This window comes from Mesorhizobium sp. B2-1-1 (assembly GCF_006442975.2).
In the GTDB taxonomy this organism is placed as follows: Bacteria; Pseudomonadota; Alphaproteobacteria; order Rhizobiales; family Rhizobiaceae; genus Mesorhizobium.
The window spans coordinates 4,600,815-4,617,283 of sequence record NZ_CP083954.1 but is presented as its reverse complement, the minus strand read 5'-3'; the positions used below and the strand labels follow the sequence as shown (position 1 = coordinate 4,617,283).

Genomic DNA, 16,469 nt, shown 5'->3' with positions numbered 1-16,469 from the left:
TTGAATCGGTTTGCCGGCTCGATGTCGTAACGCATTGTTGACATTGCGGTTTGGCGTTTTGCTTACCGTGTCTCTTGCCCGTTTTTCAACGGCACGCTGCTAGGTTCTGGCCAGGCAGGGAGACAACAAAAGTGAAGACGCTTCTATGCGGTATGGCGATCCTGACCGCCATCGCAGCGCCGGCCATCGCCGGAACGCGCTACGACCGCAATCTCGAGAAGGCGGCCGTGGATATAGTCGCCAGCAGGATGGGGCATATCAGGGGCGGCTTCTCCTACAAGCAGCTGCCGCAGCTTGTTGTCCCGCCGGACGCCGCATCGGCATCCGCCGCGCCAGTCGAGCGCCCGCGCAGGGAAGTTGCCCGCGATCGGGATGACGGCCTGTCTCCCGCCGTCGAACGGCAGGCTCCCCGCACCATCTTCTGATCTCGCCCAAATCAAACCACCCAAATCAAAACCACATGTCGCGCACGCAGCGGCCATCGCGCGGCAGATCGTCGTAGGTCTCGAGACCGTCGAAATGGTCGATCGGCAGGTCGGCCACGGCTTCCGGCGGCGCAAGCCTTACATTGACGGCGATCCGCGTGCGGCCGGACTCGGCTGGGCGCAAACCGCGCCAGGCAAGCACGCACGCACATGTCGGGCAGAACAGGATCTCGAGCGTGGGTTCGGCCTTGCCGGCACGTTTATAGCTTTTTATCGGCCCCACGACGCGGATACGTTCATCGACAAAGTCGTAGGCCCAGAGCGTGCCGTAACGTCGGCACAGCGTGCAGTTGCAAGCGGTGATCGGCCCGGGATCGCCCTTCAAGGTCCAGTGGGCGGCACCGCAATGGCAGGTTCCCGTAAGCATCCGTCCTCCTTCGCCTTCGGCAGCAAAACGGCGTTTCTTCCTTATCATCGTGGCCGACCTGATGCGATATGCGACTGGCCGCGAGCGGCTCTCTGCGGTCGCTGCCCTGCGGCGATGTTGCTTCTCCTGCTCCAATCTCCTTGCCTTCGCCGCCGGCTTTCGCCAAGGAAGACCGATGAATTTTCCCCGGCCAGCCAGCACGCGCCAGCGGCTCGACGATCTGCTCGTAGCGCGTGGGCTGTTTTCCAGCCGCTCGCGTGCACGTGACGCGATCGAACGTGGTACGGTAACGGTTGATGGCGTCATTGGCCGCAAGCCGGGTCAGGCCGTGCAACCGGAATGCGTCATCGCCGTTGATGACCCGGCCCAAGGCTATGTCTCACGCGCGGCGCTGAAGCTGATCGCCGGGCTCGACCATTTCGGCCTCGATCCGGCCGGCTGTGAGGCGCTCGACATCGGCGCCTCGACCGGCGGATTCACCCAGGTCCTGCTCGAACGCGGCGCGACCCATGTCACGGCGATCGATGTCGGTCACGGACAGATGCATGCTGATATCGGCAAGGACGCGCGCGTGACGGTCATCGAGGGGCTGAACGCCCGCGATCTCTCAACCGCCGATCTTGGCGGCCGCAGTCCGGACTTCATAGTCTCCGACGTCAGTTTCATTTCACTGAAACTGGCCCTGCCGCCTGCGCTTGCCATCGCCAAGCCCGGTGCCGCAGCGATGTTTCTGGTCAAGCCGCAGTTCGAGGCGGGTCGCGAGGCGATCGGCAAGGGCGGCCTGCTGAAAGACCCCTATCATGCCGCCCGTGTCGCCGGCTTGCTGCAGGATTGGCTGGATGCCGTGCCCGGCTGGCGCTCGCTCGGCTTGCATCTGTCGCCGATCGAGGGCGGTGACGGCAATCGCGAATTCCTGCTTGGTGGGGTCAAGGACCGATGAGTGCACGCTTCACCATCAAAAAGCTTGGCGCCCAGGGGGATGGCATCGCCGACACCGAAAGCGGCGATCTGTTCATTCCTTTCACGCTGCCAGGCGAGGTCGTCACCGCGGCGCGTGAAAGGGATCGCGCCACGCTGATGGCGCTGATCGAGGCCTCGCCCCTGCGCATCGAACCCGCCTGCCGACATTTCGGCGAGTGCGGCGGCTGCGCCCTCCAGCATTTGGAGGCGCAAGCCTATCAGCAGTGGAAGCGCGAGAAGGTCGTGCATGCGCTGAGAGGCATCGATTGCGAAATAGGCGGTCTGGTCGCCTGCGCGCCGCACACGCGCCGCCGCGTCGTGCTCGCCGCCAGGCGCACCGAAACAGGCATGCTGCTCGGCTTCAATCGCCATCTGTCGCCGGAAATCATTTCCATCTCCGAATGCCCGATCTCGCTGCCTGGGATCGTCAGCGCGCTCGACGGCTTGAGGGCACTCGCCGAATTGATCTGCGCCACCCCGAAATCGTTTCGCATGGCGGTCACAGTGACGGATTCCGGCCTCGACGTGGCGGTGCATGAATCGGGCAAGCTCGGCGAAAACCAGCGCCGCATCGCCGCCAATTTTGTCATTGCGCAGGGCTTTGCCAGACTGTCCATCGATGACGAGATCATCATCGAGCCGAAGAAGCCTGTCGTCATGTTCGGCAGCGTTGCCGTCGCGGTGCCGCCGGGCGCCTTCCTGCAGGCGACGGAGGCAGCCGAACGGACCATGGCCGATATCGTCGGCGGACATCTGAAACGTGCCAAAAAAATTGCCGATCTCTTCGCCGGCTGCGGCAGCTTCGCCCTGCGGTTGGCCGCGAGATCGGAAGTGCATGCGGTGGAGGGCGATGCGGCCGCGCTTTCGGCGCTCGATCGGGGTTCACGCTTCGCCACCGGCCTGAAACGCGTGACCGGCGAGCGCCGAGACCTGTTCCGCCGTCCGCTGACGTTCAAGGAGTTAAACGCCTTTGATGGCGTTGTCTTCGATCCGCCCCGCGCGGGCGCGGAGGATCAGTCGAAGCAGATCGCCCGCTCGGATGTTCCATTCGTTGCCGCGGTCTCCTGCAACCCGGTGACGCTCGCGCGGGATTTGCGCATCCTCATCGACGGCGGCTACGCGGTGAAAAGCGTGACGCCGATCGATCAGTTTCTGTGGTCGCCCCATGTCGAGGCTGTTGCCTTGCTGGAGAAGCCGCGGAAAAGACGCTAGGCGCTTAACCCTGCTCAGCGAGACCGGCAGCGTCATGCAGTCTGCCCCGAAATCCCAGCCAGGTTTATCGCTAAAGTTGTGGATCATCGCCACTGCGGTTGAATCTGCCCCTCAAAAAGGCATAATCCAAATTGGGATAGGGGGAGAAGATGATTTCACCAGGTTTTGTTGCCGAGATTTTTGGTTCGGCTCTCATCATGGCGCTCACCGGTGCGGTGCTCGCTTGGATCTTGAGAAAATTCACGCGTGTGGGGCTGGTGCCATCCTATGCGCTTGGCGTCGCGGTCATGACGTTTGTCGGCGCTGCGCTCTATGTCTCGGGCCATGATGGGATCGTCGACTACCTGAGTGCATGGACCCAGTACGCGATCGGCGGCGTTATCGGCTTCCTGATCCTGTATGCCACGTCGCGCCGGTCTGTGAGCAAGACCTAGCAGACTGGCCACGAGGCGGCTTCAAACCCTTGTGCCGCCGACCGTCATCTGGTCCATCCTGAGGTGCGGCTGGCCGACGCCGACCGGCACGCCCTGTCCAGCCTTGCCGCACATGCCGATGCCGTTGTCGAGCTTCATGTCATTGCCGATCATCGAAACGCGGTGCATGGCGTCGGGCCCGTTACCGATCAGCATTGCGCCCTTGATCGGCTGCGTCACCTTGCCGTTCTCGATCATGTAGGCTTCGGTGCAGCCGAACACGAACTTTCCGGAGGTGATGTCGACCTGGCCGCCGCCGAAGGAGACGGCATAGATGCCGTTCCTGACCGAGGCGATGATCTCGTCCGGCTCCATGTCGCCCGATGTCATGTAGGTGTTGGTCATGCGCGGCATCGGCTGGTGCGCGTAGCCCTCGCGCCTTCCGTTGCCGGTGGCCCGCATGCCCATCAGCCGGGCGTTCTGGCGGTCCTGCATGTAACCGACCAGCTTGCCGTCCTCGATCAGCACGTTGCGCGCCGAAGGCGTGCCTTCATCGTCGACGGTGAGCGACCCGCGTCGTTCCGCGATCGTGCCGTCATCGACGACGGTGACGCCCTTTGCCGCCACCTGCTGGCCCATCAGGCCGGCGAAAGCGGATGTCTTCTTGCGGTTGAAGTCGCCTTCCAGCCCGTGGCCGACGGCCTCGTGCAGCATGACGCCGGGCCAGCCGCTGGAGAGCACGATGTCGAAAGTGCCGGCCGGCGCCGGTACGGCTTCGAGATTGACCAGCGCCTGACGCAGCGCCTCCTTGGCGGCGTGCTTCCAGCTGTCCTCGACGAGGAAGTCGCCGAACGCCTTGCGTCCGCCCATGCCGTAGGAGCCGCTTTCCTGGCGGTCGCCGTCGCCGACCACCACCGACACGTTCACCCTGACCAGCGGCCGGATGTCGCGCACCACCTGGCCGTCGGCGCGCACGATCTCGACATGCTGCCAGGACGAGGTCAGCGATGCCGAGACCTGGCGCACGCGCGGATCCTCGGCGCGCAGCCATGCGTCGACTTCCTGCAACAGCTTCGCCTTGGCCTCGAAGGAAGGGGAGGGGATCGGGTTCTCATCGCCATAGAGATGGCGGTTGGTGCGGGCGGGCGCGGCGGCAAGCGTTCCGGAATAACCGCCCTTGACGGTCGAGACGGCGTCAGCCGCGCGTCGCAGCGAAGCCTCGGACAGGTCGCTGGAGTGGGCATAGCCGCTGGCTTCGCCGGCAACCGCGCGTAGGCCGAAACCCTGGTCGGTGTTGAAATTGGCCGTCTTCAGCCGACCGTTGTCGAACATTAGCGCTTCGCTCTCGCTGTATTCGACGAACAACTCGCCATCGTCGGCGCCGTTGATGGTCTCTGCGACGATCTCCTTGACGCGATCGTCGGAAATATCGAATTGGCCGATAAGGCTGTTCATGGCGTAAGTCCGTGGATGAATGGTTATATCCGGGATGTAGGCGCGAAGCCGCGCCCAGACAATCGCCAATCGTCATTCAAATGCAGGGCGGCGGCGTCCCGGATCTATCCCAGGTCCGGAAAACCTATCGTTGATCGGCAGCTCCCGGATCGAGGCGCGGGAGTCTACGGCAGGGCCGCAAATCCGTCGGCAAAACCCTTGAGGTCCACCGGGATGCCGATGCCTTCTTCTGGCGTCTGGAAGACGATGAACGTGGCCGACGTGCCGGTCTTCAGCGTATCGAGCAGCGGCTTCTCGAGAATGACCTCGGCGTAGCAGCCGTCCTGGAAGCAGCGCACGAAATAAGCGCGGCCGATATCCTTGCCGTCGACATTGAGGCCGAGCCCGTTGGGCAAGAGCACGCCGAGCGGCGCCAGCACGCGCAGGATCTCCGCCTTGTTGTCGGCGGTGCGCAGCACCACGACCGACAGCCCCATCTCTGGGCGGTCCTCGGCGACGACGTTCTGCATCATCACGCATTGTTCGGACGTGGCGCCGGCCGGCGTGTCGCAGATGATCGACCACGCGCCATGGGTCGAGCGCACCGTGCCGCTCGGCTGGGCCGCGTTGGCCTGGCCGGCGGCCGACAAGCCGGCGACGGACAAGGCGGCGAGAAAGATGACCTTCGCCAAGGGGCTCGAAAGCCCAAATCCCGACAGCCAAGAGTTCATGACGGCTCCATTGCGAATCACGGCACTTTAAGCCGCGCCAAAGCCAAGTAAAGGACGAGACAGCGGCCGAGCCGCCACGAAAATGCCCATGCGGCGCTTTTCCTAGCCAATTTCGCCCGAATTACGACGCTAGGCGCGCCGGCCGGCAGCAAGCAGCCGATCCGTCGAACATAGCCGATTCGCCATGGCGGCCGCCGCCTTCAAAGATGCATTCCGGCTTGCGCGCAAAAATGCCGCACGGTTTCCTCCGCTCCTTTCTTGCGGAGGGAAAAAGAGTATGGTTTGAACCAGCTTGAGACAGTCGGGATTCCCGTCCCGGCATTGTTCGTTATTCTCGTGGACACAGCCGCGAGGAACTGGGAGACGAAGAGGGCGATGAGAAATTTCCTGGCAAACGCCAAGCTTCCAGCAAGTGCCAAGTTTCTAAGCGCTTGTGCCGTTACCACGTTTTTCGCCGGCACGGCCGCCCATGCCGATCAGCCCGTCGAGTGGGAGACGACCTTCCAGGCGCCGGCAACCGACATGATGCGCCAGATCGAGTGGTTCGGAAACTACACGATGTGGTTCATCATCCCGATCACCGCCCTGGTATTGGTCCTTCTGATCTACTGCATCGTGAAATTCCGCGCGAGCGCCAACCCGGTTCCGTCCAAGACCAGCCACAACACGCTGATCGAGGTGATCTGGACTGTCGGCCCCGTCGTCGTCCTGCTCTGCCTCGCCATCCCCTCGTTCCAGCTCTTGACCGCGCAGTACACGCCGCCGGAAGAAGCCAAGCTCACCGTCAAGGCGACGGGCAACCAGTGGAACTGGGATTACGAATACCAGACCGACAACACGCTCTCGTTCAACTCGGCGATCCTCCAGGATGGCGACCGTGCCGCCGCCGGCAAGGAAGATCGCAAGGTCTATCCGCGCCTGCTTGCCGTCGACAACGAGATGGTGGTGCCCGTCCACACGATGACCCGGGTGCTCGTCACCGCGACCGACGTGATCCATTCCTTCGCCATGCCGTCCTTCGGCATCAAGATCGATGCCATTCCCGGCCGCACCAACGAGACCTGGTTCAAGGCGGAGAAGGAAGGCCTCTACTACGGCCAGTGCTCGCAGCTCTGCGGCAAGGACCATGCCTTCATGCCGATCGCCATCCGCGTCGTCTCCGACGCGCAGTTCAAGACCTGGCTGGCTGCGGCCAAGACCGATCTGCCCGGCGCCAACAAGACGCTGATGGCCGAGGTCGATGGCCAGAACAAGGTAGCGGCCGCCGGCAACTGATGCCGCGGGTTAGCAAGATTTAGGGAACGGAGCGGAACATGGCAGACGCTGCAGCTCACGACGGGCACGACCACAAGCCTTATCATGGTTGGGTGCGCTGGGTTTATTCGACCAACCACAAGGACATCGGTACGCTCTACCTGATCTTCGCGATCATGGCCGGCATCATCGGCGGCGCGCTGTCGGTCGCCATCCGCATGGAGTTGCAGGAGCCTGGCATCCAGATCTTCAGCGGTCTGGCGCAGATGGTCTACGGCATGAACGGTGACGCCGCGATCGACGGCGGCAAGAGCATGTACAACGCCTTCGCCACGGCGCACGCGCTGATCATGATCTTCTTCATGGTCATGCCGGCCCTGATCGGCGGTTTTGCCAACTGGATGGTGCCGATCATGATCGGCGCCCCGGACATGGCGTTCCCGCGCATGAACAACATCTCGTTCTGGCTGCTGCCGCCGGCTTTCATCCTGCTGCTTATCTCGATGTTCGTGCCGAGCGCGCCTGGCGCCTACGGCGTCGGCGGCGGCTGGACGCTCTATCCGCCGCTTTCGACCTCCGGTCAGCCCGGTCCGGCCATGGATCTGGCGATCCTGTCGATCCACATCGCCGGCGCGTCCTCGATCCTGGGTGCCATCAACTTCATCACCACCATCTTCAACATGCGCGCGCCAGGCATGACGCTGCACAAGATGCCGCTGTTTGCCTGGTCGGTGCTGGTCACCGCATTCCTGCTGCTGTTGTCGCTTCCGGTTCTTGCCGGCGGCATCACCATGCTGCTTACCGACCGCAATTTCGGCACGACCTTTTTCGCTCCCGACGGCGGCGGCGATCCGCTGCTGTTCCAGCACCTGTTCTGGTTCTTCGGCCATCCGGAAGTGTATATCCTGATCCTGCCGGGCTTCGGCATCATCAGCCATATCGTCTCGACCTTCTCGCGCAAGCCGGTGTTTGGCTATCTCGGCATGGCCTACGCCATGGTCGCGATCGGCGCGGTCGGCTTCATCGTCTGGGCGCACCACATGTACACGACCGGCCTGTCGCTCGACACGCAGCGCTACTTCGTCTTCGCCACCATGGTCATCGCGGTGCCGACGGGCGTAAAGATCTTCTCCTGGATCGCGACGATGTGGGGCGGATCGATATCGTTCAAGCCGCCGATGCTGTGGGCGCTGGGCTTCATCTTCCTGTTCACGATCGGTGGCGTCACCGGGGTTCAACTGGCCAATGCCGGTCTCGACCGGTCGCTGCACGACACCTATTTCGTGATCGCGCATTTCCACTACGTGCTGTCGCTGGGGGCGGTGTTCGCCATCTTCGCCGGCTGGTACTACTGGTTCCCGAAGATGACCGGCTACATGTATTCGCCTGTCATCGCCAACACCCATTTCTGGGTCATGTTCGTCGGCGTCAACCTTGTCTTCTTCCCGCAGCACTTCCTCGGCCTTGCCGGCATGCCGCGCCGCACCATCGACTATCCGGACGCGTTTGCGGGCTGGAACATGGTGTCGTCCTACGGTTCGTATATTTCGGCCGTCGGCGTGGTGATCTTCCTCTATGGCGTGTTCGAAGCCTTCCAGAAGAAGCGGATCGCTGGCGCCAATCCATGGGGCGAGGGCGCAACGACGCTGGAATGGCAGCTGCCGTCGCCGCCGCCGTTCCACCAATGGGAGCAGCTGCCGAAGATCAAATAAGGCGGCAGCCCGGAATCGAAACCGCCGGCCTGCCGGCGGTTTCGGCCAAACGGAATATGGATTTGAGTACGCATGGCCCTTGTCGACGAAACCAGCATTGACGAAGCGGGCTTCCGCATGTCGGAAGCGACGGCGGGTGATTTCTTCGCCCTCCTGAAGCCGCGCGTCATGTCGCTGGTGGTGTTCACCGCCTTTGTCGGACTGGTCGCGGCACCCGTGACCATCAATCCGCTGCTGGCGGTGATCGCGATCCTGGCTATTGCCATCGGGGCTGGTGCCTCCGGCGCGCTCAATATGTGGTACGATGCCGATATCGACGCGGTGATGACACGCACCGCCACCCGCCCGGTGCCGGCCGGCCGCATCCAGCCCCACGAGGCGTTGAGCTTTGGGTTGGTGCTTTCGGTTTTGTCGGTGATGACGCTCGGCGTGCTGGTCAACTGGCTGTCGGCGGCGCTGCTGGCCTTCACCATCTTCTTCTATGCCGTCGTCTACACAATGTGGCTGAAGCGCTGGACGCCGCAGAACATCGTCATCGGCGGTGCTGCCGGCGCCATTCCGCCCGTGATCGGCTGGGCCGCGGTGACCGGCACGGTCAGCCTGGAGAGCGTCGTCCTGTTCCTCATCATCTTCCTGTGGACGCCGCCGCATTTCTGGGCGCTGGCGCTGTTCAAGTCGCAGGATTATGAACGCGCCGGCATCCCGATGATGCCCAATGTCGCCGGCCCGGCGTCGACCCGCCGTCAGATCTTCGCCTATGCTCTGGTGCTGGCCCCGGTCGGTGTGCTGCCGTGGCTGCTTGGCTACACCACGCCGTTCTATGGCGTGGCTGCCCTGCTGCTCGGGCTCGGCTTTGTCTGGTATGCGTGGAAAGTGCTTGGCATGTCCGACGACGATCGCGCGATGAAGCCAGCCAAGGCGTTGTTCGGCTATTCGCTGCTCTATCTCTTCGCCATCTTCGCCGTCTATCTCGCCGACAGCGTCGTCGAACGTGCACTTGCGGTGGGTGGAGCATGAGCATGATCGAAGACAAGCTCGAAACGGTCACCTTGACCGAACGCCAGCGGAAGGCCCGGCGCAACCGCTCGGTCGCCATCGGCGTAGCCTTGGCCGTGCTGGTCGTTATCTTCTATATCGCGACGATCGTGAAGTTCGGTCATAACCTCTCTGGCACGATGTGAGGCGGGAGATGGGTGTCGACACGAGCGCCAAACCGGCCGGGCACAACAGCAACCGCCTTGTTGCGGCCGTCTGCCTTGCCTTCTTCACCGGCATGATCGGCATGGCCTATGCCGCGGTGCCGCTGTACAAGATGTTCTGCCAGGCGACAGGCTATGGCGGCACGACGCAACGCGTCGAGAAGCAGTATGCCGGCCGCGTGCTCGATCGCGAGATCACCGTCCGCTTCGATGCCAATATCGCCGGCGTGCCGTGGGATTTCCAGCCGGTCCAGCGCTCGATGACCATGAAGATCGGCGAGACGGTGCAGGCGCACTATCAGGCGACCAACAAGTTCGATCGCCCCATCACCGGCCGCGCCACCTTCAATGTCCAGCCTGAACTGGCGGGTCCCTATTTCAACAAGGTCGAATGCTTCTGCTTCACCGACACCACGCTGAAGCCCGGCGAAACGCTTGACATGCCGGTCCTGTTCTACGTGGACCCCGATATCGTCAACGTGCCGGAACTGAAGGACGTGAAGACGATCACCCTGTCCTACACGATGTTTCCGGTCGAGAAGAACAAGCCGGTCGCATCGTCGGAGCCGGTCCAGGGCAACAGCAAGACAATTTCAAATACCGAAGGAAATCTCGGGGGTTGATATGGCAGACGCGCACGCAAAACATCACGACTATCATCTCGTCGACCCGAGCCCGTGGCCTTTCCTGGGATCGATAGGGGCGCTCGTCACCGCCTTTGGCGGCGTTTGCCTCATGGAATACCTGAAGGGCGGCTCGTTCCCGATCTTCGGCTTCAACATCGCCAATCCGTGGCTGTTCTTCATCGGCCTTGCTATCGTCCTCTACACCATGTTCGCCTGGTGGTCGGACACGATCAAGGAAGCGCATGAGGGCCATCACACGCGGGTCGTGTCGTTGCATCTGCGCTATGGCATGATCATGTTCATCGCCTCCGAGGTGATGTTCTTCGTCGCTTGGTTTTGGGCCTATTTCGATGCCAGCCTGTTTCCGAGCGAAGCCCACCAATATGCCCGCACCGCGTTCACCGGCGGTGTCTGGCCGCCGAAGGGCATGGAGGTTCTCGATCCTTTCCATCTGCCGCTCTATAACACGGTGATCCTGCTGTTGTCGGGCACCACGGTCACCTGGGCGCACCACTCCCTTATCCACGGCGATCGCAAGGGGCTGATCAACGGGCTGGTGCTGACCGTCGGCCTCGGCATGCTGTTCACCATGGTGCAGGCCTACGAGTACATGCATGCTCCGTTCGCCTTCAAGGATTCCATCTACGGCGCCACCTTCTTCATGGCGACCGGCTTCCACGGCTTCCATGTCATCATCGGCACCATCTTCTTGGCCGTCTGCCTGATCCGGGCCATGAAGGGCGATTTCACGCCCAAGCAGCATTTCGGTTTCGAGGCTGCCGCATGGTACTGGCATTTCGTCGACGTGGTCTGGCTGTTCCTGTTCGCCTCGATCTATGTCTGGGGATCGGTCGGCGCGGTAATCGAAGCCCATTGATACCGGTCTGATGACTTTGAAGGGGCGGCTGCGGCAACGTGGCCGCCCTTCTTCTTTTCGGTGCAATGCGATCCGGGCGGTTGCGAGGGCGCGCAGTGTCGATGCCGGCGGCATGATCATGATCCACGGCCAGCCGAACGGATTCGGCGGCTGCTTCAATTGGTCGGCTGGACCGACGGCGGCATTGCCGTTACGGACTCCGGCATGGACGAAGTCTGGGGCAGTGGTGGTCGATGGAATACCCATCAGGATTGAGCGGTAAGCAATGAGCGACGACAAGGCGATCTGGCCTCCGATCGACCCGATTTCGGCGGGCTTGCATGGACGCTGCCCGCGCTGCGGCGAGGGGCGGCTGTTTTCCGGCTTTCTCACCGTAGGCAAACGCTGCACCAATTGCGGTCTTGATTATTCCTATGCCGATGCCGGCGACGGGCCCGCGGTTTTCGTCATCCTGATCATCGGCTTCATCATCGTCGGCCTGGCGCTCTGGGTCGAAGTGACGCTGAGCCCGCCGCTCTGGCTGCATCTGCTGGTCTGGATCCCGCTGGCGCTGGTGCTGTGCCTGACGGCGCTCCGGCTGATCAAGGGAGTGCTGCTTACGCTGCAGTACCGCAACAAGGCGGCCGAGGGCCGGCTGGATCGCGGCGAATGACCGACATGTCCGCCAAGGGCGGTCGTTCGCGGCCAGGATCGGTATTGCTGCTTGGCATTGGCCTCGTCCTGCTCCTGATCCTGCTGGCGCTCGGCACCTGGCAGGTCCAGCGCCTGCACTGGAAGGAAGGTCTTATCCAGACCATCGACCAGCGCACCCACTCGCGGCCGCTCCCGCTGGCCGAGGTCGAGAAACAATTCGCCTCGACTGGGGACGCCGACTACACGCCGGTGACGGTGACCGGCACGTTCCTGCATTCCGGCGAGCGGCATTTCTACGCGACATGGGAAGGCGAAGCCGGCTTCAACGTCTACACGCCGCTGGCCCTCGACAATGGCCGCTTCGTCCTGATCAATCGCGGTTTCGTGCCATACGATCTGAAGGATGCCGCCAAGCGCGCCAAGGGACAGGTCGCGGGCAAGGTCACGGTCACCGGCCTCGCTCGCAATCCGCTGCCGGCAAAGCCGTCGATGATGCTTCCCGACAACGACGTGGCGAAGAACATCTTTTACTGGAAGGACCGTGACGTGATGGCGGCGAGCGCTGGCTTGCCGGCGAGCGCCAAGCTGGTGCCAATCTTCATCGACGCCGACAAGACGCCGAATCCGGGCGGTTTGCCCATCGGCGGTGTCACCATCATCGACCTGCCGAACAGCCATCTGCAATATGCTATGACCTGGTATGGGCTTGCCGCGGCACTTGCCGCCGTTCTCATCCTGCGGCTTCGCAGGCCAGCGAAAGAGGAATGAGCGCGACCGACCCGCTTGAAGGGCCATCGCCCTTGACAGGACGGGGGTAGGCACCTCATTTCGGCTCTGATCAAACGGCCCGGATTCATGCTTCAGACCACGACAAAGCCTTCTCTGACGATCCGCCTCTGCCAGCCGCGCGGTTTTTGCGCCGGCGTCGACCGTGCTATCCAGATCGTCGTGCTGGCGCTGAAGAAATATGGCGCGCCGGTCTATGTCCGCCATGAGATCGTGCACAACCGCTATGTCGTCGAGGGTCTGCAAAGCCTTGGCGCCGTCTTTATCGAGGAACTTTCGGAAATTCCGGCCGAACATCGGCAGTCGCCGGTCGTCTTTTCCGCGCATGGCGTGCCGAAGTCGGTACCGGCGGATGCCCAAGCGCGCAATTTGTTCTATCTCGACGCCACCTGTCCGCTGGTCTCCAAGGTCCACAAGCAAGCGATGCGCCACCAGCGGCTCGGCCGCCACGTGCTCCTGATCGGCCATGCCGGACATCCCGAGGTGATCGGCACGATGGGACAATTGCCGGAGGGTGCGGTAACGCTGATCGAGACCGAAGCCGATGCCGCGAGGCTTGCGCCGGCGGACCCGAAGGCGCTCGGCTTCGTCACCCAGACCACGCTATCGGTCGAGGACACGGCCGGCATCATCCGCGCGCTGCAGGACCGCTTTCCCGACCTGAAGGCGCCGGCGGCGGAATCGATCTGCTATGCCACCACGAACCGTCAGGAAGCGGTCAAGGATACAGCCGCGGGCGCCGATCTCTACCTGATCGTCGGCGCGCCCAATTCCTCCAATTCGCGGCGTCTTGTCGAAGTGGCTGAGCGTGCGGGGGCTGCGATGTCGCTTCTCGTGCAGCGCGCCGCCGAGATTCCGTGGGATGACATCGGCGACATCTCGACGCTCGGTCTGTCGGCGGGGGCATCCGCCCCGGAGATCATCGTCGACGAGATCATCGATGCATTCCGCCAGCGCTTCGATGTCACGATCGACCTGGCCATCACGGCCACCGAAACGGAGGATTTTCCCGTCATGCGGGTACTGCGCGATGTCGAACTGACGGCGGCCGACATGGCTTTCGTCAACGGGGCGCCGTAAGGCACATGGCGGTCTACACCGACGTTGCGGAAGGCGAACTCGGCGCATTCCTGAAGCACTACCCAGTCGGCGATCTCCTCTCCTACAAGGGGATCGCGGAGGGCACCGAGAACTCGAATTTTTTGCTGCACACCTCCAGCGGCTCCTACATCCTGACGCTCTATGAAAGACGGGTCGAAAAGGCGGATCTGCCGTTTTTCCTCGGGTTGATGGGCCATCTCGCCAAAAAGGGCGTGTCCTGCCCGCTGCCGGTAACCGCGCATGACGGCAGCGTCATCGGCACGCTGGCGGGCCGGCCGGCCGTCATCATCACTTTCCTCGAGGGTCTCTCGCTCCGGCGGCCGACATCGGTCCATTGCGCCGAGGTCGGCAAGGCGCTGGCCTCCCTGCATCTGGCCGGTGCCGACTTTCCGATGACCCGCCCCAATGCGCTCGCCATCGACGGCTGGCGCAAGCTCTGGTCGGCAGCTCGCGACCGTGCCGATGAGGTCGAGCCGGGCCTTGCGGCCGAAGTCGACGTCGACTTCGCCGACTTCGAGCGGAATTGGCCGAAGGGTCTCCCGGAAGGCATCATCCATGCCGATCTTTTCCCGGACAATGTGTTCTTTCTCGGCGAGAAGCTCTCCGGCTTGATTGATTTTTATTTCGCTTGCAACGACCTCTACGCCTATGACGTCGCCACATGCCTGAACGCCTGGTGTTTCGAGAAGGATTTTTCCTTCAATCTCACCAAGGGCAAGGCGTTGCTTGCCGGCTACCAGGATGTGCGGCCTCTGAGTAATCAGGAAAAGGCAGCACTTCCGATGCTGGCACGGGGCTCGGCGCTGCGTTTCATGCTGACCCGGCTGTATGACTGGCTGACCGTTCCCGATGGCGGGCTGGTGATGAAACGCGATCCGACCGAATACATCAGGAGAATGCGGTTTCATCGGACGATCAAATCTGCTTCGGAATATGGGCTGGCATGAGCAAACACGTTGAGATCTTCACCGATGGCGCCTGTTCGGGCAATCCCGGCCCGGGCGGCTGGGGCGCGATCCTGCGCTTCAACGGCGCCACCAAGGAACTATCGGGTGGCGAGGCCGAGACGACCAACAACCGCATGGAATTGCTTGCCGCCATCTCGGCGCTGAATGCGCTCAAGGAGCCTTGCACCGTCGATCTTCACACCGACAGCAAATATGTCATGGACGGCATTTCAAAGTGGATCCATGGCTGGAAGAAGAACGGCTGGAAGACCGCCGACAAGAAGCCCGTCAAGAACGGCGAACTCTGGCAGGCGCTGGATGAAGCCAATCGGCGTCACAAGGTCACCTGGATCTGGGTCAAGGGCCATGCCGGCCATACCGAGAACGAACGCGCCGACGAACTCGCTCGTGAGGGCATGGCGCCGTTCAAGAAGGGCCCGGTCAGGCTTGTTTCTACCCCACCCAAGCCGGTCTCGCAGTCCAAGCAGCCGGCGGTGGCAAAGGCGCGGCGTTCGACCCAAAGCTATTGAATTCCGGGGCGGCACCATCCCCAGGCTGGGATCTCTGTCATGCCGGGCCTGCACTATGTGACGCATCCCCAGGTTCAGGTGGACGCCAAGATTCCGGTGCCGGAATGGGACGACGCGCGCCGAATTGTCCACGGGTGGCGGCCGATCGGCAGGCCGGCACAGCCGCAGATCCTCAGCGGATCAGCAGCGCCGTACCGTAGAGTCCGAAAGCGAACACTGTGTGTGACACCAGATTCAGCGCCCGTACCTTCATCGGGTTGGGCCGCTTCGACGCTGCCCAGCCCGCGCCCATGCCGGGCGCCAGCAGGAACCAGCCGGCGCCGACCGTGACCATGCCGAGGATGAAAGCCGGCAGGAAAGTCGGCGCGACAAGCCAGCCCGCTCCGGCCACCACGACAAGGATGATGCCGTAGACGATGCCGACAAAATAGTGAAAGGCCCAGCCCAAAGCCGATTCGTGTACATAGGGCGTCGCATCGCCAATATCGTCGTGAAAGACTTTTTCCCGTAAATGCCAGACCCAGCGGCCAACGGGGGCCCAGTTCGGCCGTGCTTGACCGAACATCTTGTAGAGAAGAAAGGCCCAGATATCCATCAGCAGCGTGGCGCCGACGCCGATCGCCACGCTACGCCAGACGATGTCGAACGTCATGGTCAGAGCAGTTCGAGGATCTTGGCGGCGCCGGATTCATCGACGCCGGGCTTGGTCTCGACATTGAGGGCGGTGACCTTGCCGTCATCGACGATCATTGAAAACCGCCTCGACCGAAGACCCATGCCTCCGCCGGAGAAGTCGGCGTCGAGGCCGATCGCCTTGGCGAAGTCGCCATTGCCGTCGGCGAGGAACAGGATCTTGCCTTCACCGCCGGTGAAGCGTGCCCAGGCGCCCATGACATGGACGTCGTTGACCGAAACCACGGCGACCGTATCGACACCGCGCGCCAGGATGGCGTCGCGGTTCTCCAGGTAGCCCGGCAAATGATTGTTGCTGCAGGTCGGCGTGAAGGCGCCAGGCACAGCAAACAGCACGACCTTCTTTCCCGCAAAAATCTCGGCCGTCGTGATCGGCTTGGGACCGTCGGCAGTCATCGTCTTGAACGTCGTATCGGGCAGTCTGTCGCCAGCGGAAATGGTCATGAGTTCCTCGCTTGGGAGAATGGGGAAGGACGTAGCCTTGGGTAGCGAACTATGCGGTTTCCCGC

Annotated in this window: 20 protein-coding genes; 15 read left to right on the top strand and 5 right to left on the bottom strand. The window is 62.6% G+C overall.

The window, feature by feature from the left end; translation table 11 throughout:
- Window positions 1-131 precede the first annotated feature (131 nt).
- Window positions 132-425 carry a hypothetical protein gene (locus FJ972_RS22715; protein WP_140520807.1) on the top strand — a complete coding sequence of 98 codons (294 nt, stop codon included), beginning with the start codon at window positions 132-134 and terminating at the stop codon, window positions 423-425.
- A 25-nt stretch (window positions 426-450) separates the two neighbouring features.
- On the opposite strand, the gene FJ972_RS22710 is transcribed toward FJ972_RS22715, so the two are convergent.
- A complete protein-coding gene (locus FJ972_RS22710; protein WP_140514816.1) occupies window positions 451-852 on the bottom strand; it encodes a GFA family protein in 402 nt (133 codons plus the stop codon).
- 175 nt (window positions 853-1,027) lie between these two features.
- On the opposite strand from FJ972_RS22710, the gene FJ972_RS22705 reads away from it, so the two are divergent.
- From FJ972_RS22705 to FJ972_RS22695, 3 genes are all read left to right on the top strand, one after another.
- Window positions 1,028-1,792: a TlyA family RNA methyltransferase gene (locus FJ972_RS22705; RefSeq protein ID WP_140514818.1), complete on the top strand. Its 765-nt coding sequence runs from the start codon at window positions 1,028-1,030 to the stop codon at window positions 1,790-1,792.
- Entirely contained in the window at window positions 1,789-3,024 is a 1,236-nt protein-coding gene (locus FJ972_RS22700) for a class I SAM-dependent RNA methyltransferase (protein ID WP_140498072.1), read from the top strand. Before FJ972_RS22705 ends, FJ972_RS22700 begins: the two co-directional genes overlap by 4 nt.
- A gap of 149 nt (window positions 3,025-3,173) precedes the next feature.
- On the top strand, window positions 3,174-3,458 hold the full coding sequence (locus FJ972_RS22695) for a hypothetical protein (protein ID WP_140520806.1): 285 nt from the start codon (window positions 3,174-3,176) through the stop codon (window positions 3,456-3,458).
- A gap of 21 nt (window positions 3,459-3,479) precedes the next feature.
- Here FJ972_RS22695 and tldD read toward each other — a convergent pair whose 3' ends face one another.
- Both tldD and FJ972_RS22685 read right to left on the bottom strand, forming a co-directional pair.
- Complete coding sequence (gene tldD / locus FJ972_RS22690; RefSeq protein WP_140514821.1) at window positions 3,480-4,892, bottom strand: metalloprotease TldD; 1,413 nt, start codon at window positions 4,890-4,892, stop codon at window positions 3,480-3,482.
- Window positions 4,893-5,056: 164 nt separating this feature from the next.
- Window positions 5,057-5,602, bottom strand: a complete 546-nt coding sequence (locus FJ972_RS22685; RefSeq protein WP_140494976.1) for an invasion associated locus B family protein — start codon at window positions 5,600-5,602, stop codon at window positions 5,057-5,059.
- Between the two features lie 375 nt (window positions 5,603-5,977).
- Here FJ972_RS22685 and coxB point away from each other — a divergent pair, with 375 nt between their 5' ends.
- The 11 genes from coxB (at window position 5,978) to rnhA (ending at window position 15,267) form a co-directional block, all read left to right on the top strand.
- Window positions 5,978-6,877 carry a cytochrome c oxidase subunit II gene (gene coxB, locus FJ972_RS22680; protein ID WP_140494974.1) on the top strand — a complete coding sequence of 300 codons (900 nt, stop codon included), beginning with the start codon at window positions 5,978-5,980 and terminating at the stop codon, window positions 6,875-6,877.
- Window positions 6,878-6,915: 38 nt separating this feature from the next.
- Window positions 6,916-8,568: a cytochrome c oxidase subunit I gene (ctaD, locus tag FJ972_RS22675; RefSeq protein ID WP_140494972.1), complete on the top strand. Its 1,653-nt coding sequence runs from the start codon at window positions 6,916-6,918 to the stop codon at window positions 8,566-8,568.
- A 72-nt stretch (window positions 8,569-8,640) separates the two neighbouring features.
- Complete coding sequence (locus tag FJ972_RS22670; RefSeq protein ID WP_140494970.1) at window positions 8,641-9,585, top strand: heme o synthase; 945 nt, start codon at window positions 8,641-8,643, stop codon at window positions 9,583-9,585.
- A gap of 2 nt (window positions 9,586-9,587) precedes the next feature.
- Window positions 9,588-9,749 (top strand): hypothetical protein, encoded by a 162-nt coding sequence (locus FJ972_RS22665; protein ID WP_140494968.1) that lies wholly within the window; start codon window positions 9,588-9,590, stop codon window positions 9,747-9,749.
- An 8-nt stretch (window positions 9,750-9,757) separates the two neighbouring features.
- The gene (locus FJ972_RS22660; RefSeq protein WP_140514826.1) at window positions 9,758-10,390 is read left to right on the top strand and encodes a cytochrome c oxidase assembly protein; all 633 of its coding nucleotides are present in this window, start codon (window positions 9,758-9,760) and stop codon (window positions 10,388-10,390) included.
- 1 nt (window position 10,391) lies between these two features.
- A complete protein-coding gene (locus FJ972_RS22655; protein WP_140494964.1) occupies window positions 10,392-11,270 on the top strand; it encodes a cytochrome c oxidase subunit 3 in 879 nt (292 codons plus the stop codon).
- 265 nt (window positions 11,271-11,535) lie between these two features.
- Window positions 11,536-11,922, top strand: a complete 387-nt coding sequence (locus tag FJ972_RS22650; RefSeq protein ID WP_140494962.1) for a DUF983 domain-containing protein — start codon at window positions 11,536-11,538, stop codon at window positions 11,920-11,922.
- On the top strand, window positions 11,919-12,671 hold the full coding sequence (locus FJ972_RS22645; RefSeq protein WP_181173450.1) for an SURF1 family protein: 753 nt from the start codon (window positions 11,919-11,921) through the stop codon (window positions 12,669-12,671). Before FJ972_RS22650 ends, FJ972_RS22645 begins: the two co-directional genes overlap by 4 nt.
- An 87-nt stretch (window positions 12,672-12,758) precedes the next feature.
- Window positions 12,759-13,769, top strand: coding sequence for a 4-hydroxy-3-methylbut-2-enyl diphosphate reductase (gene ispH, locus FJ972_RS22640; protein WP_140494960.1), 1,011 nt, complete (start codon window positions 12,759-12,761; stop codon window positions 13,767-13,769).
- 5 nt (window positions 13,770-13,774) lie between these two features.
- Window positions 13,775-14,737 (top strand): homoserine kinase, encoded by a 963-nt coding sequence (locus tag FJ972_RS22635; RefSeq protein ID WP_140520805.1) that lies wholly within the window; start codon window positions 13,775-13,777, stop codon window positions 14,735-14,737.
- Window positions 14,734-15,267, top strand: a complete 534-nt coding sequence (gene rnhA / locus FJ972_RS22630) for a ribonuclease HI (protein ID WP_140494956.1) — start codon at window positions 14,734-14,736, stop codon at window positions 15,265-15,267. Before FJ972_RS22635 ends, rnhA begins: the two co-directional genes overlap by 4 nt.
- A 172-nt stretch (window positions 15,268-15,439) precedes the next feature.
- On the opposite strand, the gene FJ972_RS22625 is transcribed toward rnhA, so the two are convergent.
- Together FJ972_RS22625 and FJ972_RS22620 are read right to left on the bottom strand one after the other, a co-directional pair.
- A complete protein-coding gene (locus tag FJ972_RS22625; RefSeq protein ID WP_140520804.1) occupies window positions 15,440-15,919 on the bottom strand; it encodes a DUF2938 domain-containing protein in 480 nt (159 codons plus the stop codon).
- 2 nt (window positions 15,920-15,921) lie between these two features.
- Window positions 15,922-16,404: a peroxiredoxin gene (locus FJ972_RS22620; protein WP_140520803.1), complete on the bottom strand. Its 483-nt coding sequence runs from the start codon at window positions 16,402-16,404 to the stop codon at window positions 15,922-15,924.
- Between the last annotated feature and the right edge of the window lie 65 nt (window positions 16,405-16,469).